Annotated in this window: 14 protein-coding genes; 12 read left to right on the plus strand and 2 right to left on the minus strand. The window is 74.5% G+C overall.

Annotated features, from left to right (window positions below; all coding sequences use genetic code 11):
• The first annotated feature begins 56 nt into the window (after nucleotides 1-56).
• The 12 genes from SCWH03_RS16915 (at nucleotide 57) to SCWH03_RS16970 (ending at nucleotide 15407) form a co-directional block, all read left to right on the plus strand.
• Nucleotides 57-1334 carry an allantoate amidohydrolase gene (locus tag SCWH03_RS16915; protein ID WP_173265162.1) on the plus strand — a complete coding sequence of 426 codons (1278 nt, stop codon included), beginning with the start codon at nucleotides 57-59 and terminating at the stop codon, nucleotides 1332-1334.
• On the plus strand, nucleotides 1325-2677 hold the full coding sequence (locus tag SCWH03_RS16920) for a formimidoylglutamate deiminase (protein WP_173265084.1): 1353 nt from the start codon (nucleotides 1325-1327) through the stop codon (nucleotides 2675-2677). Before SCWH03_RS16915 ends, SCWH03_RS16920 begins: the two co-directional genes overlap by 10 nt.
• A gap of 854 nt (nucleotides 2678-3531) precedes the next feature.
• Nucleotides 3532-4335 carry a bestrophin-like domain gene (locus tag SCWH03_RS16925; RefSeq protein ID WP_173265085.1) on the plus strand — a complete coding sequence of 268 codons (804 nt, stop codon included), beginning with the start codon at nucleotides 3532-3534 and terminating at the stop codon, nucleotides 4333-4335.
• Nucleotides 4336-4544: 209 nt separating this feature from the next.
• Nucleotides 4545-4976 carry a PPOX class F420-dependent oxidoreductase gene (locus SCWH03_RS16930; protein WP_173265086.1) on the plus strand — a complete coding sequence of 144 codons (432 nt, stop codon included), beginning with the start codon at nucleotides 4545-4547 and terminating at the stop codon, nucleotides 4974-4976.
• A gap of 381 nt (nucleotides 4977-5357) precedes the next feature.
• Complete coding sequence (gene hutI / locus SCWH03_RS16935; RefSeq protein ID WP_173265087.1) at nucleotides 5358-6530, plus strand: imidazolonepropionase; 1173 nt, start codon at nucleotides 5358-5360, stop codon at nucleotides 6528-6530.
• 141 nt (nucleotides 6531-6671) lie between these two features.
• Complete coding sequence (locus SCWH03_RS16940; protein WP_173265088.1) at nucleotides 6672-7238, plus strand: excalibur calcium-binding domain-containing protein; 567 nt, start codon at nucleotides 6672-6674, stop codon at nucleotides 7236-7238.
• Nucleotides 7239-7565: 327 nt separating this feature from the next.
• Nucleotides 7566-8642: a GNAT family N-acetyltransferase gene (locus SCWH03_RS16945; RefSeq protein WP_173265089.1), complete on the plus strand. Its 1077-nt coding sequence runs from the start codon at nucleotides 7566-7568 to the stop codon at nucleotides 8640-8642.
• A 455-nt stretch (nucleotides 8643-9097) separates the two neighbouring features.
• Nucleotides 9098-10552 carry a glycosyltransferase family 2 protein gene (locus SCWH03_RS16950; protein WP_173265163.1) on the plus strand — a complete coding sequence of 485 codons (1455 nt, stop codon included), beginning with the start codon at nucleotides 9098-9100 and terminating at the stop codon, nucleotides 10550-10552.
• A 287-nt stretch (nucleotides 10553-10839) separates the two neighbouring features.
• Nucleotides 10840-11598, plus strand: coding sequence for a polysaccharide deacetylase family protein (locus tag SCWH03_RS16955; protein WP_254076803.1), 759 nt, complete (start codon nucleotides 10840-10842; stop codon nucleotides 11596-11598).
• A gap of 108 nt (nucleotides 11599-11706) precedes the next feature.
• Nucleotides 11707-13605 carry a hypothetical protein gene (locus SCWH03_RS16960; RefSeq protein WP_173265091.1) on the plus strand — a complete coding sequence of 633 codons (1899 nt, stop codon included), beginning with the start codon at nucleotides 11707-11709 and terminating at the stop codon, nucleotides 13603-13605.
• 6 nt (nucleotides 13606-13611) lie between these two features.
• Nucleotides 13612-14229 carry a hypothetical protein gene (locus SCWH03_RS29130; RefSeq protein WP_254076804.1) on the plus strand — a complete coding sequence of 206 codons (618 nt, stop codon included), beginning with the start codon at nucleotides 13612-13614 and terminating at the stop codon, nucleotides 14227-14229.
• Complete coding sequence (locus SCWH03_RS16970; RefSeq protein WP_173265092.1) at nucleotides 14226-15407, plus strand: glycoside hydrolase family 26 protein; 1182 nt, start codon at nucleotides 14226-14228, stop codon at nucleotides 15405-15407. Before SCWH03_RS29130 ends, SCWH03_RS16970 begins: the two co-directional genes overlap by 4 nt.
• On the opposite strand, the gene SCWH03_RS29135 is transcribed toward SCWH03_RS16970, so the two are convergent.
• Nucleotides 15382-17796 (minus strand): lipopolysaccharide biosynthesis protein, encoded by a 2415-nt coding sequence (locus tag SCWH03_RS29135; protein WP_173265093.1) that lies wholly within the window; start codon nucleotides 17794-17796, stop codon nucleotides 15382-15384. The genes SCWH03_RS16970 and SCWH03_RS29135 overlap by 26 nt on opposite strands.
• The gene (locus SCWH03_RS16980) at nucleotides 17789-19159 is read right to left on the minus strand and encodes a DegT/DnrJ/EryC1/StrS family aminotransferase (RefSeq protein ID WP_272491070.1); all 1371 of its coding nucleotides are present in this window, start codon (nucleotides 19157-19159) and stop codon (nucleotides 17789-17791) included. The genes SCWH03_RS29135 and SCWH03_RS16980 overlap by 8 nt, the downstream gene beginning before the upstream one ends.
• Nucleotides 19160-19250: the final 91 nt, after the last annotated feature.

The raw sequence follows: 19250 nt of genomic DNA on the forward strand, positions 1-19250 counted from the left end.
TGACCGGCGCCTCGGGCGCGGTCGGGGCCGCGGCACAGCCCCCCTCGTTCCAGGAGATGTGGTCCGAGCTGCGGCGCATCGGCCGGGACACGGACAGCGGCGGCTACCGGCGCCATGCCTGGACGGGCGCCGACGCCGACTGCCGCAACTGGTTCCAGGAACAGGCCGAGGCCCGCGGGCTCGCCTACGAGACCGACCGCAACGGCAACCAGTGGGCCTGGCTCGGCCACCCTGCCTCTGCCTCTGCCTCTGCCTCTGCCCCTGCCTCTGCCTCCGCCGGCGGTGGCGGTGGCGGTGGCGGCGGTACCCGGAGCGTCCCCGCTGCCGGGGACGCCGTCGTCACGGGCAGCCACCTGGACTCCGTCCCCGACGGAGGCGCCTTCGACGGGCCCCTCGGAGTCGTCTCCGCCTTCGCGGCGCTCGACGAACTCCGCCGCAGAGGAGCCGAGTTCACCCGGCCTTTCGCGATCGCCAACTTCGCCGACGAGGAGGGCGCCCGCTTCGGACTTGCCTGTGTCGGCTCCCGTCTCGCGGCCGGGCAGCTGACCAGGGAGCAGGCATACGCACTGCGGGACGCCGACGGGGTGAGCCTGCCCGAGGCCATGGAGGCGGCCGGCCTCGACCCCGGGACCATCGGCGCCGACCCCGAACGCCTTTCCCGTGTGGGCGCCTTCGTGGAACTCCATGTGGAGCAGGGCCGGGCGCTGGACGTCTCGGGCGACCCGGTCGGCATCGCCAGCGCCATCTGGCCGCACGGCCGCTGGCGCTTCGACTTCCGGGGCGAGGCGAACCACGCGGGCACCACCCGCCTCGCCGACCGCCGCGACCCGATGCCGACCTACGCGGAGACCGTCCTCGCGGCCCGCCGCGAGGCCGAACTGGCCGGTGCCGTCGCCACCTTCGGCAAGGTCTCCGTGGAGCCGAACGGCGTCAACGCCATCCCGTCCCTCGTCCGCGGCTGGCTCGACTCGCGCGCCGCCGACCAGGCCGTGCTCGACACGGTCGTCTCCGCGATCGAGCAGGCCGCGAAGGACCGCGCCCAGCGCGACGGCGTCGACCTCGCCGTCGTACGGGAGTCGTTCACCCCGGTCGTCGAGTTCGGGCACGCCCTGCGCGACGAGATCGGCCGGCTGCTGGGCGGACGGGTTCCGCTGCTTGGCACGGGGGCCGGACACGACGCCGGTATCCTCTCCGCGGCCGTGCCGACCGCCATGCTGTTCGTACGGAACCCGACGGGCGTCTCCCACTCCCCGGCCGAGCACGCCGCCGAGGACGACTGCGTCGCCGGGGTCCTCGCACTCGCCGACGTACTGGAGGGTCTCGCGTGCAGCTGACGACGTACTGGCTGGAGCATGCCTGGCTCGGTGCACACGTCGAGCCGGGGGTCGCCCTCGACATCGCGGACGGCCGGATCACGGCCGTCCGCACCGGGGCCGAGGCACCGGAGCCGGGCGCCGTGGCGCTCCGCGGGCTGACGGTGCCCGGACTGGCCAACGCCCACTCCCACGCCTTCCACCGGGCACTGCGCGGTGTGGTGCAGCTGGGCTCCGGGACCTTCTGGACCTGGCGCGACGCCATGTACCGGGTGGCCGCCCGGCTCACCCCGGAGAACTACCACGCGCTGGCGCGCGCCGTGTACGCGGAGATGGCGCTGGCGGGGATCACGGTCGTCGGCGAGTTCCACTACGTGCACCACGCGCCCGGCGGCCGGCCGTACGCCGACCCCAACGCGATGGGCGAGGCGATGATCGCCGCGGCGGCGGACGCGGGCATCCGGATCACCCTCCTCGACACGGCGTACCTGTCGTCGGCCGTCGGGGACAAGCACCGCGGGGAGCCTCCGAACCGGCACCAGCTCCGCTTCTCCGACGGCACCGCCGAGGCGTGGGCCGAGCGGGTGTCCCTGCTCAAGGGCGGGGAGCTGGCCAGGATCGGCGCCGCCATCCATTCCGTACGCGCCGTTCCGGCGGCCCAGCTGCCCGTGGTGGCCGAGTGGGCGGCGGAGCGCGGCGCGCCCCTGCACGTCCATCTCTCCGAGCAGACCGCCGAGAACGACGCCTGCCTGAAGGCCCACGGCTGCACGCCCACGCGGCTGCTCGCCGACCACGGCGTGCTCGGCCGGCGCACCACGGGCGTCCACAACACCCATCTGACGGACGGGGACATCCGCCTCCTCGGCGGCAGCGGGACCGGCACCTGCATGTGCCCGACCACCGAACGGGACCTCGCCGACGGCATCGGCCCCGCGAAGGCGCTCCAGGCGGCGGGATCACCGCTGTCGCTCGGCAGCGACAGCCACGCGGTGATCGACCTCCTGGAGGAGGCCCGCGCGATGGAACTGGACGAGCGGCTGCGCACCCGCACCCGAGGCCACTGGACGGCCGCCTCCCTGCTGCGCGCCGCCACAGCCGAGGGGTACGCGGCACTCGGATGGGACGGCGCGGGACCGCTCGAGCCCGGCGCGCTCGCCGACTTCACGACCCTGGCGCTGGACTCGGTGCGCACGGCCGGACCGCTGCCCCGGCTGGGCGCGGAGACCGCGGTCTTCGCCGCCACCGCCGCGGACGTCCGGCACACGGTCGTGGCCGGGCGCCATATCGTCCGCGACGGCGTGCACACCCTGGTGCCGAACGTGCCTTCGGCGCTGTCGCAGGCGATCGGGGCGCTGCGCGGCTGAGGGCGGCGCCCCGCCGGGGCGGTGGGGTGCCCCGCGGACCCTGCTCGGCGCCGATCGCGGACCGGATCGGGACCGGATCGGGACCGGATCGGACCGGCCGGCCCAGACCGGACGAGACGGTCCAGACCGAACCGGGCGTCCCTGACCGAACCGGATCGGAGGGGTCCCGCCGGCGCGGGCCTGAGCGGACCACGCCAGGTCGGGCTCGACCGCACATGACCGGGGCGCGACCAGACACGACCGGGACGCGCCGGACAGTGCCGGAACGAGGCCAGGCCGGCCCGCGTCGTTGCGGCCGCCGTCTCGCCGGCAGAGCCGCACCGTGCGGACTCGCCGGACCCGGACGACCGTGCCGCGGGCGGCCCTCCCGTCCTCCCCGTCCTCGGCGGAAGGCGCGGTACCGTGCCGTCGGCGCCGAGCACGAGCCGCCGCCGGGCGTACCCCACGCTGCACCGCTGCACCGCACGGGTAGCTCCTGGGGCTCGCCGACGGGATGCCGGGCGCGGGCGGCCCGGCTCGCCTAGGGTGGCGAACCGTACACCGCGGCGCCCGGCCCGCGAGCGGCGCCCCCCGCCGCCGTGCCGGGCGTCCACGGGAGAACGGAATCCGTGCTCCGGACGGTGAGGTCTCGGCTGTCTGCGCATCGGTCGGAGAGAAGCGGTACGTGAACGCCCTTCACATGGGTGGCCTTTACGGTGCACATACCACCCCATCAGTTTGTGACGGAATGGTGGCAGTTGGAGGCGGACGCCGGTCCGCCCCGGCGGCGAACCGGCCTTCCCCGCCCTGCTCCGCAGCAGCTCCGTTCCCCTCCCCCGGCTGAAGCCCGGGGTATCCACGAAGGAGAACCCTCGATGACGCACACGCTGGTCCAGGCCCTTCCTCTGTGGGCCCTCCGTCTGCTGGTCCTGGTCGTGGTGGTGGCCGTGGCCCTGGGGATGCTCGCGGTCGTGCGCCGGGTGACGCCCGGACCTGCCAGCCGGTCGGCCGAGGGGCTCCGCCCCACGAACCAGGTGGTCGCGGGTCTTCTCGGGGTGGTGGGTATCGTCTACGCGCTGCTCAGCGGGTTCACCATCTTCAACCAGTGGGAGGTGTACGTCTCCCTGCGCAACGACGTGCGGCTGGAGGTGTCGGCCCTGGACGCTCTCGCGTCGGGCAGCCATGTGCTCGGACCCGACGACCAGGCGCGGGTGGTGGCCGCCGTGGAGGACTACGCACGGGCCGTCGTCGCCGAATGGCCCGCGTTGTCCAGGGGGGACGAGAGCCAGGCGACCGGCAACAGCTACGACGCGCTTCTCAACACCATCGAGAGTGTGCGGGGGGAGACCGACCAGGAGGACGCCTTCCTGGACACGGCCATGAGCCTGCTCGCCCAGGTCGCCGAGCGGCACAGCCTCTACATCCAACTGGCCGAGCAGGGGCACCTGGAGGATCCGGTGTGGTTCGCCCTGCTCGTCTCCGGTGCGATGACGCTGCTGTTCTGCTGCCTGTTCCTGTCCGACCGCCCCCGGCTTCATCTGATGATGATCGTCGGGGTGGCCCTCGTCGTCGCGGTGAGTCTTGTGCTCATCATCCAACTCGACAATCCGCTCTCCAGCGGGTTGGAGCTGGGTCCGGCCAGCCACGAGCAGCTCATCTCCGACCTGGGCGAGAGCTGACCGCGCTGGGAGCCCGTACCACCCACGCGGCACGTGTGCGGCAGGGCGGCGCGGAAACGCCGGGCCCGGGTCGCGGGTCGGGGGCCGCCCGGCTTCCGTCGGGACGCGGCGGTGCGGCGGCGGCGCTTCCTTCGGGCCGGCGGCGGTGGCCGTGCCGCAGTGCTGGGCCCGGCGGGAATGGTCCGGGCCGGTCCTGTGTTGCGCGACACATGAACGGTGACGAGTACGACCCGCGCACACTGCTCTCCGAGAGCCGTCTCGGCGTCCTGGCCACCATCAAGGCGGACGGTCGCCCGCAGCTCTCGCCGGTGATGCCCTTCTACGACCGTGAGGCCGACACCGTCTATGTGTCGGTGACCGAAGGGCGGGCCAAGACGGCCAACCTGCGCCGGGACCCGCGCGCGGCCCTGGAGGTGACCAGTTCCGACGGCTGGTCCTGGGCGACGGCCGAGGGCACGGTGACGCTCACCGGTCCGGGTACCGACCCGGACGGACCGGAGGTGGAGGCTCTGGTGACGTACTACCGCCGCGTTGCCGGTGAGCATCCGGACTGGGAGGAGTACCGCTCCGCGATGGTGTCCGACCGCAGGGTCCTCATGACGATGCCCGTCGAGCACGTGTACGGCTCGCGGATCCGCTGACGCGACGCTCGCTGTGGCTGTGGCTGTGGCTGTGGCTGCGGCTGCGGCTGCGGCTGGGACCGGGGCCAACGGCCATGGCCGGGGATCGCGCCGCGCTCTTCCGGGCCGAGACCGTGTCACCGGGTCCGGTTGCGGCCGTATGCCCTCGCCGTGCGTGAGGCCGGGTGCCCGGGGGCGGGGCGGGGCGGTCCCGCCCGGCTGCGGCCGCCGGCTTCTCCGCCCCCGTGCGTGAGGCCGTCCCGGGCCGGCGGGCGCGCGGCCGGCGCGCCCGCCCCGCCCCCCGGGGCCGACCGGAGAGGCCCGGAGGCGCCTGTGGAAGCATGGGCAGCGACACGGTGGGCCCCTTCTCCGCAGGGGGACGAAAGGCCACGGAGAGGAACCATGGGCAGCACCCTCATCACCCGCATCGGCACCCTCGTCACCAACGATCCCGCCCTCGGCGACGGCGGTCCCCTGGGGCAGATCGAGGACGCCGCCCTCGTCCTCGACGGCGGCACCGTCGCCTGGGCCGGACCCGCGGCCGACGCGCCCGCTGCCGACGAGGTGTACGACGCGGAGGGCCGCGCGGTCGTCCCCGGCTTCGTCGACTCGCACTCCCACCTCGTCTTCGCGGGCGACCGCACCGCCGAGTTCAACGCCCGTATGTCGGGCCGCGCCTACTCGGCCGGCGGGATCAGGACCACCGTCGCCGCCACCCGTGCCGCCTCCGACGAGGTGCTGGAGGCGAATCTCACGCACTACCTGGACGAGGCGCTGCGCCAGGGAACCACCACGTTCGAGACCAAGTCGGGGTACGGGCTCACCGTGGCGGACGAGGCGCGTGCCCTGCGTATCGCCGCGCGGCACACCGAGGAGGTGACCTATCTCGGCGCCCACATCGTGTCCCCCGACTACGCCGACGACCCCGCGGGGTATGTCGCGCTCGTGACCGGGGCGATGCTCGACGCCTGCGCCCCGCACGCCCGCTGGGTGGACGTGTTCTGCGAGAAGGGCGCGTTCGACGGGGACCAGGCGCGGGCGGTCCTCACCGCCGGCATGGCCAAGGGGCTCGTACCACGCGTGCACGCCAACCAGCTCACCCACGGCCCCGGCGTCCAGCTCGCCGTCGAGCTGGACGCGGCGTCCGCCGACCACTGCACCCACCTCACCCCGGCGGACGTCGACGCACTCGCGAGCGGCAGCACGGTGGCGACGCTGCTCCCCGGTGCCGAGTTCTCCACCCGCGCCCGGTGGCCCGACGCCCGGCGGCTGCTCGACGCCGGGGCGACCGTCGCGCTGTCGACCGACTGCAATCCGGGCTCCTCGTTCACCTCCTCCATGCCGTTCTGCATCGCCCTGGCGGTACGGGACATGGGGATGACGCCGGACGAGGCGGTGTGGTCGGCCACGGCGGGCGGCGCCGCCGCACTGCGCCGCACCGACATCGGCCGTCTCTCACCCGGCGCCCGCGCCGACCTGACCGTCCTGGACGCGCCGAGCCATGTCCACCTGGCCTACCGCCCCGGCGTTCCGCTGGTCCACGGGGTGTGGCGGCGGGGAGCGCGAGCGGCCTGAAGGAGCCCGCCTCCCGGCGCGCGCACCTCCTCGCGTCGTACGGCGAGGCGGCGGCCGAGGCGCTCCTGTCTCACGAAACCGACCCGTATCCAGTGGCGTGTCCGCTACGGTCGGCTCCCTCAGCGTGTCCTTGGGAGAGCCATGTCACATAATCCGACGTCCCCGCAGCCGCCTTGGGGCCGGCCACCCGCCCCGGGAGCCCCCAACCCGTACGGGCCCCCCGGCCCGCAGCCGGATCGCCCGAAGTGGGCGCGCAAGCGGGTCCTGATCCCGGCCGCGCTCACGCTGCTCTTCGCCGGTGCCGTCGCCGGGTCCGACGGCGAGACGGAGACCGGGGTCGCGGCGAGTACCAAGGCGGCACCTGCCGCGACCGTGACCGCGACGGTCACCGCCACCCCCGCGCCGGCCGTCACCGAGACGGTGACGGCCGAGCCCGAGCCCGCACCGACCGTGACGAAGACGGAGACCGTCCGCGTCACGGTGGCTCCTGCCGAGAACGGCGGATCGGGCGGTTGGGACGACGGCGGATCGGGGGGTTCGGATGACGGCGGATCGGGCGGTTCGGACGACGGCGGTGGATGGGGCGGTTCGGCCTCCTACGGGAACTGCACCGAGGTGCGCGCCGCGGGCGCCGATCCGATCCGCAGGGGGGAGCCGGGGTACGGCCGGCACCTGGACCGCGACGGTGACGGTGTCGCCTGCGAGTAGCGCGCCGCACGCGGTCCGGCGCCGAGGCCGCTCGCTCTCCCTCAGTCCGCTGGGAACCGCAGCCGCTCCCCCCGACGGGTCCGACTGAAGGCCCTTCGGCTCCGGCCCGCGGTCCTGATCTACGGCTCCGGCTCCGACCGGGGGCGCGCCACCGGGGGTGCGCGCTCCCGCGATTCACCCCGTGAGCACCGTCTTTCACGGGACTTCACCCCTCTCCCCGGGTTGTCCACAGCGCCCCTCCCACCCCCTGTCGCGGGTTGATTTCGGCCGGTACCGTCCTGTTTCGGGGAAGGGCAAGGGGGAGACCGGGGGGTCGAGTTGAGCGGTGTGCGCATTCGTGTCGTCAGGCCCGGCGAACTGGACGAGGGGGAGGCCGATTCCTGGCGTGGGCTGCGGGCCAAGTCGGGCGCGCCCGCCAGTCCCTTCATGGAGCCTGAGTTCACGCTGGCCGTCGCCGGTGTGCGGCAGGACGCCAGGGTGGCGGTCGTGGAGGAGGACGGAGTGCCGGTCGGCTTCTTCCCCCACCAGAAGGGCCTGTTCGGACATGGCCGGGCCATCGGCTTCGGCGTCTCCGACTGCCAGGGGGCGGTGCTGCGGCCGGGTCTGCGACTCTCCGCAGACGAGCTGCTGCGGGCCTGTTCGCTCTCCGTGTGGGAGTTCGACAACCTGGAGGCCGGGCAGGATCTCTTCGGGCCGCGCGGTGCCGAGGAGTTCGTCTCGCCGGTGATCGACGTGGGCGAGGGGTACGCCGTGTACGAGGAGCGGCTGCGCGGGCAGTCGCCCAAGTTCCTCAGGACCACCCAGGCCAAGGAACGCAGGCTGGGCCGGCAGTCGGGCGAGGTGCGTTTCGTCTTCGACGAGCGGGACCCCTCCGTGCTGCGGACCCTCATGGCCTGGAAGTCCGCCCAGTACCGCAGGACCGGCCGCCGTGACCGGTTCGCCCGGGAGTGGATCACCACGCTCGTGCGGCGGTTGCACGGCTCCCGGGCGCCGGGCTGTTCCGGCGTGCTCTCGGTGCTGTATGCCGCGGAGCACCCCGTAGCGGCCCATTTCGGACTGCGCTCGCGCACGGTGCTGTCCTGCTGGTTCCCTTCCTACGACACCGCGTACGCCAAGTACTCGCCGGGGCTGATACTGCATCTGCGGATGGCCGAGGCCGCCGCGGCTGCGGGCATCGGGATGCTCGATCTCGGCCGCGGCGCCGCCGAGTACAAGGACGCCCTCAGAACCGGTGAACTGCGCGTCCGCGAGGGCTCGTCCACCCGGCCGGGCCCCGGCGCCGTGCTGCACCGGCTGAGCCGCGAGCCGGGGCGCCGCGCCCACGGCTTCGTCCGCGACCGGCCCCGCCTCGCCGGGTACGCACAGCGGACGCTCGGCCTCATCGGCCGGCTGAGGGGCGACTGAGGGCCGGGGCGGCTCACGGTGGCTGAGGTCGGGTCGGGTCAGATCGGGTCGGGTCGGGTCGGGGCAGAACGCTTCAGGTCGGCTGGGGGGGGGGCGGCCGACGGGCCGGGCGGCAGACGCACCCTGCGGCTCTGTCGCACCCCCGGATCCGCCGGAGTGCCGCACCGGCCGATCACATGGGCTGACCCGACAGCCCCCGACAGCGCGCTGAGGGGACCGAGGGCACCGGGCCGCACCGGGCCGTACCGGGCACCGGAAGTCATCCACGCACGGAGATCGCACACCGCGCCGAAGGCGCCAGACCGCAACGGAAGGCGACGGGCCGCACCAGGACTGCCTTCGCCCGCACCGGCACGGCCCATGTCCGCACCGGGACGGCACCGACGACACCACTCGGGGAGACTCCCATGCCGCGCACTCGCCGCACTCCGCTCGCGCCGCCGCTTCCCCGCCCCATGCAGGTCGCCGAGCTGGACCTCGACGCGCTCGATCCGCCGCCGTGCGCGGGGTCCCGGGCAGAAGGGGGCGTCCCCGCCCACGGTGTGCTCGCCCTGCGGCCTGCGCCGGGTGGGCCCGGGGTCGGACCGGGGGAGGTGTTCGTGCTCGTACGCCATCGGGGCCGTCCCGTCGGCACCTTCACCGCGACCGTGCCGGCCGGCGCCGACCCGGCCGGCATCCTGGCCGTCGCGGCCAAGGAGCGACTGGCCGGGACCGCTGCCGCCGGAGGCCGGCTGGCAGGGGCCGCCGCGGACCGTACGGCACACGGCGCCGGGCCGCACCACCTCCGCGCGGCGCCGGACAACGCGGTTTCCTCGGTGGTCCCGGTCAACGCGACTCCCCCGGCGGCTCCCGCAGAAGACGCCCCGCGGATCCGCCCGTACCGGGCCAGTGTCATCGTCGCGACCCGCGAGCGCCCCGGTGCGCTCGGTCGCGCGCTTGCGTCGCTGCTCGCCCAGGACCATCCGGACTTCGAGATCGTCGTCGTCGACAACGCGCCGCTGACCGGGGCCACCAGGGAACTGGTCGAGCGGAAGTACGGCGGGCGGGTGCGCTATGTGCGCGAGCCCGTGCCCGGTCTCGCCGTCGCCCACAACCGCGGTGTCGCCGCGGCCGACGGCGCCGTGCTCGCCTTCACCGACGATGACGTCGTCGCCGATCCGCACTGGCTGACCGCGCTGACGGCACCGTTCGCCGAGGACCCGCGCATCGGGTGTGTCACCGGGCTGATCCTCCCCGCGCGACTCGGCACACCAGCCCAGGTCCTGCTGGAGAGCCACGGCGGGTTCGCCAAGGGCTTCGCCCCCCGCACCTACGACCCGGCGCGGCCGCCCGTCGACGACCCGCTGTTCCCGTTCACCGCGGGCCGTTTCGGCTCCGGCGCCAACATGGCGTTCCGCGCCCGGGCGCTCAGGGCGGTCGGCGGGTTCGACCCGGCGACCGGTACCGGCACCGCGGCCCGCGGAGGTGACGACCTCTACGCGTTCGTACGGATCCTCACCGACGGCCACCGGCTGCGGTACACGCCCGACGCGCTCGTCTGGCACCACCATCGGGAGACCGGGCACGATCTGCGGAACCAGGCGTTCGGCTACGGCGCCGGCCTCACCGCGTACCTCACCGCGCTCGTGGCCCGCCGGCCCGGCCTGCTGCCGGCGCTGCTCGCCCGGCTGCCCCGCGGCCTGGCCCACGCCCGGTCGATGACCGCGCACCGGGAAGCACAGCGGGACGCGGACCGGGAACCCCGACGGGACGCGGACCGGGGCGTTCCCGGGCAGCATGGCGCGGGTCTCCACCCCTGGCCGCGGGGCCTCTCCCGGCTGGAGCGGCGCGGGATGCTCGCAGGGCCGCTCGGCTATGTCCGGGCCCGCCGCCGGGTCCGCCGCCTGCCGCTCCCCTGGGAGGAGAGATGACGGCACCAGGTGCACCAGGTGCACCACGCGAGCCGCTCGAGCCGCACAGCCCATGTGAGCCGCTCGAGCCACACGGCTCCTGCGTCCCGAATGAATCCCACCAGCCCTATGAATCCCACCAGCCCCATGAACCCCGAAGCCCCCAAGAACCCCTCAGGCCCGGGAGACCCCGAGGACCCCAGGGGACCGGGCCCGGGGGACCCGGAAGCCTCCGGGAATCCCCGGCCCCCGTGCACCTCCGCGGCTCCCCGGAGACCCGTATTCCCGTGCTGCTCTACCACGCCGTCATGGATGATCCGCCGGCCTGGATCGCGGAGTTCACCGTCGGTCCCGCGGAGTTCGCCGCCCAGCTCGACGCCGTCGTCGCCAGCGGCCGTACGCCCATCAGGATCGGCACCCTGTCCGACCATCTCGCCGGCCGGGGCGCACCGCTGCCGCCCCGTCCCGTCGTCCTCACCTTCGACGACGGCTTCGCCGACCTGCCAGGCCCCACCGCCGAGGCACTCGCCGCCCGCGGTCTGCCCGCCACCGCGTATCTGACCACCGGGGCCATCACGCCCGGGCTGCGCAGCCTGCTGCCGCCCGCGCCGATGATGACGCTCGCCCAGGCGCCCCTGCTGGAGCGGTACGGCGTGGAGGTCGGCGGCCACACCGTCACCCATGCCCAGCTCGACACGCTCGGCGCCGGGCGGCTTCGGTACGAACTGCGCCACTCCAAGGCCGTACTGGAGGACACCCTCGGCCACCGGGTGCGCCACCTCGCCTACCCGCACGGCTACAACAGCCGTGCCGTGCGCCGGGCCGCCCGGGACGCCGGGTACGAGTCCGCCGTCGCCGTGCGCCACGCGCTCAGCTCGGAGACCGATGCGGCCTACCGGATCGCCCGGCTCATCCTGCGCCGCGGCCACACGGCCGCCGATGTGCGCGCGTGGATGGACGGCACGGGCGCACGGGTGGCCCCGTACCCGGATTCGCTGCCCACCATGGGCTGGCGGCTCTACCGGAGGGCGCGGGCGGCCGTGCGCGGCCCGAGGTTCGCGGGGTGACGGGCGAAGATGGTCGAGAGCCACCCAAAACCTCACCAGATTCCTATACTTCGCTGAAGGCGACAGCGGACCGACAGCAGCGTCCACATCCGTGGGGGGAGTCGCACGGTGCAGCAGCAACGCGTGCCCACGCCGGTCACCGGGAGCGGCGTGCTGCCGGCGGTGGCGCGGGCCGAGGGCCACCGGCCGCCCGCGGGCGCCGGCGCCCGCCCGCGGAGGCGGCCGCCCCTGCCCGGCCTCGCCTGGCTCCCCCTGCTCCTCGGTCTCGCCCTCTGGGGGTATGCGCTGCCGCGCATCGGCTTCCGGACGATGGGGGAGTACGGGCTCCTCGACCGGCTGCCGGCGGCGTTCTTCGCCGCGCTCCTGGTGCTCACCTGCGGCTTCCTGCTCGCGTTGCGGCGCGCGGGCACCGCCCCCTGGTGGCCGGCCGCGTACTGCGTGGGGATGCTGTTCGCCCTGAAGGCCCCTCCCGCGCTGCTGTACGACTCGGTGCGCTACCCGTGGGCCTCCAAGCACGACGCCGTCGTCGACACGCTCCTGGCGGGCGGTGAACTGCGCCCGCACGCACCGCTGTCCGGGAACATGGCGGCCTACGAGCAGTGGCCCGGCTTCTTCGGTCTCAACGCCGCCCTGGTGCGCTCCTTCGGGGTGGAGAGCGCGGCCGCGTACCTCAACTGGGCGCCGGTGGTGCTCGGGCTGCTGCTCATGCCCGTACTCGTGCTGCTCTACCGGACCTTCACCGAGGACTGGCGGCTGGTGTGGACCGGCGTCTGGATCTACCAGCTCGCCAACTGGGTCGGCCAGGACTACCTCGCCCCGCAGGGCTTCGCCTATCTGCTGCACCTGACGGTGCTCGCGGTGGTGTTGCGCCACTTCGTGCTGCCGGGGTCGGCCGGGAGGCTGCGGGACCGCACGTTCCTCGACCCCGCCGCGGCCGCCGTGCCGCCGCCGACCGGCCGACGTCAGCGTGCCGTCTGCGTGCTGGTCCTCCTGCCCCTGCTCCTGGCGGTCAACGCCTCGCACCAGCTCACCCCGGTGATGCTGTGCGTGTCGCTGGCCGCCCTGCTCCTCACCCGCCGCTATCGCAACTACGGGCTCCTCGCGGTCGCCTGTGCCGTGATGCTGGTCTGGGACCTGACCATGGGCCGGCCGCTGTTCCTGGAGACCCTCGGAACCCTGCGCGAGTCCCTCGGCGAGCTGACCCGCAACTCACGCCCGGGATACGCCGGCCGGCTGACCGGCCCGGGGCCCGAACTCGCGGGCCTGGCCAATGTGCTGATGGTGTTCGCGGTCGCGGTCCCGGCCGCCGCCGCCGTGCTCACCCGGCGCAGGCTGGTCCGCAGCGCCCTGCCACTGCTGGTGGTGTCGGCGGCGCCGCTGCCGCTGTTCACCGTCAACGACTACGGCGGTGAAATGCTGTTCCGCGTCTATCTGTTCGGCCTGCCCGGAGCGGCGTTCTTCGCCGCCGCGGCACTCGTCCCGGCCGCCGGTGCCCGGGCTGCCTCACCGCGCGCCAGGACCGTGCGGCGGCGCATCGCCGCCGTCGCGCTGCCCGTGTGGCTGGTCGCGCTCGCCGCCGGGTTCCTCCCCTCGTACTACGGCAAGGAGCGCATGCACTACACCCCGCCGGCGGAGACGGCCCTGGTCACCCGGTCCATCGACCGGGCCCCCGAGGGAAGCCTGGTCCTCGCCGCCACCGGCTCGTTCCCGAGGGCGCTGCACCGCTACGACCGGCTGGAGCACTGGTTCTTCGCCGAGCAGGAACTGCCCGAGAACGAACGGATGCTCGCCGACCCGGCCCGCTATCTGGACGACGGGATCCCGCCCGGGACACGGGCGTACGTCATCCTCACCCGCACCCAGGACGTCTACACCGCCGGCGAGGGGCTGCTGCCCCCCGGCGGCTTCGCGAGGCTGCGCGACACCCTCGCGGCGTCCCCGCTCTTCACCGTCGTCGAGGAACACCCCTACGGCGTCGTACTCGAACACCGATCTCCAGCGAGGTGAGTCCCGATGCCGAAAGAGACGCAGCTCAGAGCGGCCGTGGCGCTGTCCGGCTGGGTGGCGCTCGCGGCCACCCTGCTGCCCGGCGGCTCGCCGCTGAGATGGGTCCCCGTGCTGCTGTTCGTCGGCTTCGGCCCGGGGCTCGCCCTGCTGCACCCCCAGCCGGCCGGTCTGCGGCCCGCCGCCCGGCTGGAGGCGTTCGCCCTGGCGGCGCCGATCAGTCTCTCCGTCGCCGTGCTCATCGCCACCTCGCTGTTCCTGGTCGGGGGATTCACCGTGACCGCGTTCCTGCTGCCCCTCGCGGCCTTCGCGACGGTCGTCGCCGCCCTGCCGGGGCTCCCGCTCCCCGCGGCCACGCGCGGCGCGGCCGGAGGCGCGCGGGGCGTCGACCCCGGGGAGGCGGCGGGGCGCGAGGGTGCGCTGTCCTCGGGTCCGGCTGCCGGGTACGGCAGGGGCGGTGGGCCGTCCGCAGATACCCGGCCCGGGCCCGGGAGCGGCGGTGCTGCCGGAGCCGGTGCCGACACCGACACCGATGCCGACACTGACAGCGACAGCGACACCGACACGGGCGCCGACACCGGCGCTGAGGCCGGGCCCGGACGCGCGGCGGGGAGCGGTGGCCGATGAGCACACCTCGTGCGGGATCCCGGCGGCGGGTGGCCGCGGCGGTCGTCATCGCCGCGGTCGCCGCCCTTCTCGCCGGCATCGGGATCTGGGCCACCGCCGACGACGGCACCACGGACGGGAAGCCGCCGGGCGGGCTGCCCGGGAGCCCGCCGGGGACTCCGCCGGGAAACCCGTCGGGCGATCGCCCGGGGGAACTTCCGGGGAACGCCGTGTCCGGCGAGCCGCCGGCCGGCCCCTGCGCCCCCGACGAGGTACTCGCTCCGCGCTGCGGCGCCTGGTGGGGCGCGTACATCCCCTACGACGTGAACGGCTCGCTCACCGCCCCGGTGTACGCGTTCGAGAAGAAGATCGGACGGCGGCTCGACCTCGTCTACACGTACCACGACATGTCAGGGAACGAGCTCGACGGGCAGCTGCTCACCCCCGACGAGCAGGAACTGGGCCGCGACCGTCTCCTGATGCTCGCCTGGGAGTCCACGGTGTGGAAGGAACCGCACCACGCCAACTGGACGGAGACCCAGCTGGGCTGGCGGAACATCGCTTCGGGCCGGTACGACACGGAGATCATCGACCCGCAGATCCGCCGCGTCAAGGCGTACGGGAAGCGGGTCTTCCTCTCCTTCGACCAGGAGGTCGACGCCCGGATCGGGGAGGGTGCAGGGACGCCCGAGGAGTACGTCGCCGCCTACCGGCACCTGCGGGACCGCTTCGAGAAGCTCGGCGCGCGGAACGTGGTGTGGGTGTGGACGGTCTCCGGCTACCTGGGCAGCGCCGATCTGATGAAGCGGCTGTACCCGGGCGACGACTACGTCGACTGGCTCGCCATGGACCAGTACAACTACTTCACCTGCCACCGGACAACGGACTGGAAGGACTTCGACCGCAGCCAGCGGCCCACCCACGACTGGCTGCTCGCGAACATCTCCGACGAGAAGCCCCTGATGCTCGCCGAGTTCGCGACCGTCCCCGATCCGGCCGACCCCGACCGGCAGCGTGAGTGGTACGCGGCCATCCCCGAGGTCGCCAGGACCATGCCCAAGGTGAAGGCGATGGTGCACTGGAACCGCGCGGTGCCCGGCGAGGGCTGCGATCTGACGGTCGACGACGGGCCGGGGCTTGAGGGTTACCGGCTGGCCGGTCGGGACGGCTGGTTCAGACAGCCGGTTCCGAGCCGCTGAGGGTCTTCCGCAGGACGGCTCCACGGGCCGCCTTGCGGTGGACGAGTGCCGCCACCGCCACCGCCAGGAACCCGGCCGACACCGGCAGTGCCGCGGCGGCGAAAGCGCCCTGGGCCGCCCAGCCCGCCACCGCCAGCACCCACACCGCCGCCCCGGCCGTCCGGCCGGGGACGCCCAGGGCACGCAGGGCGGCGGCGGCCAGGCCCAGGCACAGCAGCTGCAGCAGCGGCGGCAGCACCATCCGCACCTCCGTCTGGCCGCCGATCCCCACCCACCCGGTCAGCAGCTCCGCCAGCACTCCGTGTCCCGGCCCGGAGACGAGTGGGGGCCGTACCCCCAGCAGCGCGGGCGCGCTGTGCAGCGCGCCCGCGGTGGTGAGCAGAGCGGCCGCGAGCAGGACCGGGCGCACGCGGACCAGTGCCACGGCGCCGCTGTACACGACGACCAGCAGTACCCCGGCGGCCACCGTCGCCGGCGGCAGCGCGCGCACCAGCTCCCCTCCCGTCAGCGGCCCGGCCGGCACGCCCTGCGCCCGCGCCAGCGGGAACCAGAACAGGCCGGCGGCCAGGCCCAGCAGCAGCCACAGCAAGGCGGCCGTGCCGGACCCCCCGCCTGACTCGATGCGTGACTCCCCGCGTGACTCCACGCCGGACTTCCCCCCGGGCTCGGCCCCGTCCTGCCCGGCCGTGTCGTGCCGGGCCCCGTCCTGCCGGGCTCCTTCCGGTCCGGCCCCGTCGTGCCGGGCTCCTTCCGGTCCGGCCGTGTCGTGCCGGGCCCCGTCCTGCCGGGCTCCTTCCGGTCCGGCCCCGTCGTGCCGGGCTCCTTCCGGTCCGGCCGTGTCGTGCCGGGCCCCGTCCTGCCGGGCTCCTACCGGTCCGGCCCCGTCCCGTCCGGCCCCGCCTCCGCCGTGCCCGGCCGTGGCGGAGGCCCGAAGCGCTGCGGCCTGGCGCGCCCAGGTCGTGCCGAAGCCGTCGGCAGCGCAGTGCCGCCGCGGCGCCGGAGGACGTGTCCCGCTCGGCGGACGGGGCTCCCGCCCGGCGAGCGCCGCCCGGACGCCCGGCGCGGAGACCAGCGCCATCACCGCCATGGACAGCAGCATCGCCAGACCCGCGCCGGAGATACCGGCCGGGCCCATCAGGACCGCGGCGCTGCCCAGCACCATCACGCACATCGCTCCTTGCAGGGCCGCGAGTGCGCCCGTACGGCCCTGCACACGCAGCACCCCGATGTAGAGCTCCACGACGACCCGGGGCAGCGCGGCGGCGGCCAGCAGCCTCAGCACCGTCGTGCCGTGCTCGGCGTAGTCGGCGCCGAACGGTGCCAGGATCACCGGCGCGAAGACGACGAGGACGGCGACCACCGGCACCAGCAGCAGCGCCATCCGCCGCAGCGCGCCGCGCACTCCGTCGGCGAGGCTGTCCGGGCTGTGGGACGCGTGCGCGGTGAGCGAGGAGGCCATGTTGATGGCCATGAACTCCATCGTGCCGCCGACGGTGTAGGCGATGTAGAAGAAGCCGTTGTGGGCGGCGTCGAAGCGGACGGCGACCATCACCGGCAGCAGGTTGATCATCGCCAGGGAGAAGAGGGCGCCGACGGAGTCCCCGGCGAGGAAGCGCCCGATGTCCCTCATCCTCGGTGGCTCGCGGCCTCCCTCGGCTGCGGCGTGGCGCGGTATCAGCCGGCGGAACACCAGCCAGCCCAGCGGCAGTACGGACAGGGCGATCGCCGCCGCCCACGACACGAAGACGCCGAGGACGGGGAGGGTGCCCGCGAGGACGACGAGCAGCAGCAGTTTGCCCAGGGAGAACACCGCGTTGCCCACGGGCACCCAGACGGCCCGGCGGAGCCCGGTGAGCACCCCGTCCTGGAGGGTGAGCAGTGCCCAGCCGACACACGCGGCGGTGAAGACCGCTCCCGCGGCGGGGCCCCGCAGCGGGGCGTACGAGGGCCCCCACAGGTCGAGGGTGACGAGGAAGGCCGCGCATGCGACGCAGACGACGGCCGAACTGAGCGCATACGCCCGCCACACCAGCGGCCCGGTCGCCCGTCCTGCCCTGGGGACGTACCGCACCACCGCACCGATCATCGTGGTCGCGGTGATCGAGGCGAGCAGCCGCATCGCGGCGATGGCGGCCGACCCCTGCCCCACGGCCTCCTCGGTGAAGTACCGGGCGGCCACGAGCCAGAAGCCCAGCCCCAGCGCGGCCGAGACGCCGGTGGAGAGCATCAGCGCATAGGCGTTGCGGAACAGGGAGGCGCCGCCCGCGGATCCGCCGGGCGTGCCGTCAGGCGTCCCACCGGAGGGCGCAGGCCCGTCGGCCGCCCCTTCGGAGGGCGCAGGCCCACCGGTGGCGGTACCGGCCTCCTGCACCCGGGTCGTCTCAGCCACCGCCCCCACCCTCGGGGCGGCCGCTCCCGCCTTCGTGGCCACCACCACCGCCACCACCACCGCCACCGCCACCGCCACTGCCACCGCCACTGCCACCGCGCTCGGCGCTCCCGGAGCCGCCCCCAGGGCCACCGCTCCCACCCTCGCGGTCCCCCGTCCCCCGCGCGGGGATCCCGGCCCCGGTGCCCGCGGCCCGCACCGCCTTCGGCGGGGGGCCGGCCGGGCGGACGCCCGCCGCGTCCAGGACGGCGGTGATCCGGTCCGCCCTGAGTGGGTCGGCGGGGAGGGCGTGGCGGGCGAACCAGCGGGCCGGTTCCGGATCGGGCGCGGGGTCGGTGAAGAGCCCGGAGGCGTAGTCGTCGAGCGGCGGGTCGTACAGATAGCCGGTGGTGATGCGGTGCCGGTCCAGTGCGGCGATTGCCGCGTCCCGGTCGGCCACCAGCAGCGGGACGCGGAAGAGCGGCTGGACCGGGCCGGGGCCGGGAGCCGCCCAGGGGCTCGCCAGGAGCCGCCGGGTGCCTTCGAGATGGGCCGCGAGACGGTCGTCGAGGCGGTCGAGGAGCCGCGCGCTGCGGTGGAGGCGGGCGCGCCCGGGGCGGATCCGGTAGTCGTGCATGTCGACCCGCACCCAGGAGTGGAACGGCGTGAGTGCGGGGGCCTCGGCGACCGCCCGCCCGAGCTCGCCGGGCCGCAGCGGCATCCGTATCCCCTCGCGCTCCTCCATGCCGAGCAGCCGCATCGCGGCCCGGGCCGCCCGGACCAGGCGCAGCCCGCGCACCGAGGCCTCCGCGTACGGCCGCAGGGCGTAGGCGAGTTCGGCGGACAGCCGGGACGGGGTGAGGAGGCGCTCCAGGGCCTCCCGGAGGGCGCCCAGGAGTGCCGGGTCGGCGATGGCCAGGAAGCCCCCGGTCTTGGCGGCGGTGTGTTTGGAGAGGCTGAAGACGGACGCCTCCCCGTACGAGCCCACGGGCCGTCCGCCGGTGCTCGACCCGATGGCGTGCGCCGCGTCCTCCAGCAGCGGGATGCCCAGCGCGTCGCAGCGGGCGCGCAGCGCGGGGGCGGGGTCGGGGTTGCCGTAGAGATTGGTCGTGACGACGGCGTCCAGGGTCCGCCAGGTCGTCTCGGGGACGGCGGAATCGTCGATCGAGCCGCTGCCCGGGTCGAGCGGCGCCTGCACCGGGCGGAGGCCCGCCGCCAGCACCACGAAGAAGATCACGTCGTCGTTGACGGGCGACATCAGCACCCGCCCGCCGGGTCTGCACCAGTGGCGCAGCGCCACGTACAACCCGAGCCGGCATGACGGCAGGTAGAGGCACTCCCTGCCGATGCGGTCGCGCATCCGCGCTTCCAGTGCCTCCCCCACGGCCCCACCACCCCCTGAACCCCGGCTCAATGTGTCCCATAGCGGACCCCACCGTCAATACGGCGGAAGGGCCCATCCCTTGACGGAATGG

The sequence above is a fragment of the Streptomyces pacificus genome, assembly GCF_011766325.1.
In the GTDB taxonomy this organism is placed as follows: domain Bacteria; phylum Actinomycetota; class Actinomycetes; order Streptomycetales; family Streptomycetaceae; genus Streptomyces; species Streptomyces pacificus.

Excerpts from the sequence above, each read along its gene's own strand:
- SCWH03_RS16950 (WP_173265163.1), top strand. The coding sequence starts at position 9,098 with ATGCAGGTCGCCGAGCTGGACCTCGACGCGCTCGATCCGCCGCCGTGC.
- hutI (WP_173265087.1), top strand. The coding sequence starts at position 5,358 with ATGGGCAGCACCCTCATCACCCGCATCGGCACCCTCGTCACCAACGAT.
- SCWH03_RS16970 (WP_173265092.1), top strand. The coding sequence starts at position 14,226 with ATGAGCACACCTCGTGCGGGATCCCGGCGGCGGGTGGCCGCGGCGGTC.
- SCWH03_RS16915 (WP_173265162.1), top strand. The coding sequence starts at position 57 with ATGTGGTCCGAGCTGCGGCGCATCGGCCGGGACACGGACAGCGGCGGC.
- SCWH03_RS29130 (WP_254076804.1), top strand. The coding sequence starts at position 13,612 with ATGCCGAAAGAGACGCAGCTCAGAGCGGCCGTGGCGCTGTCCGGCTGG.
- SCWH03_RS16955 (WP_254076803.1), top strand. The coding sequence starts at position 10,840 with ATGGATGATCCGCCGGCCTGGATCGCGGAGTTCACCGTCGGTCCCGCG.
- SCWH03_RS16930 (WP_173265086.1), top strand. The coding sequence starts at position 4,545 with ATGAACGGTGACGAGTACGACCCGCGCACACTGCTCTCCGAGAGCCGT.
- SCWH03_RS16940 (WP_173265088.1), top strand. The coding sequence starts at position 6,672 with ATGTCACATAATCCGACGTCCCCGCAGCCGCCTTGGGGCCGGCCACCC.
- SCWH03_RS16925 (WP_173265085.1), top strand. The coding sequence starts at position 3,532 with ATGACGCACACGCTGGTCCAGGCCCTTCCTCTGTGGGCCCTCCGTCTG.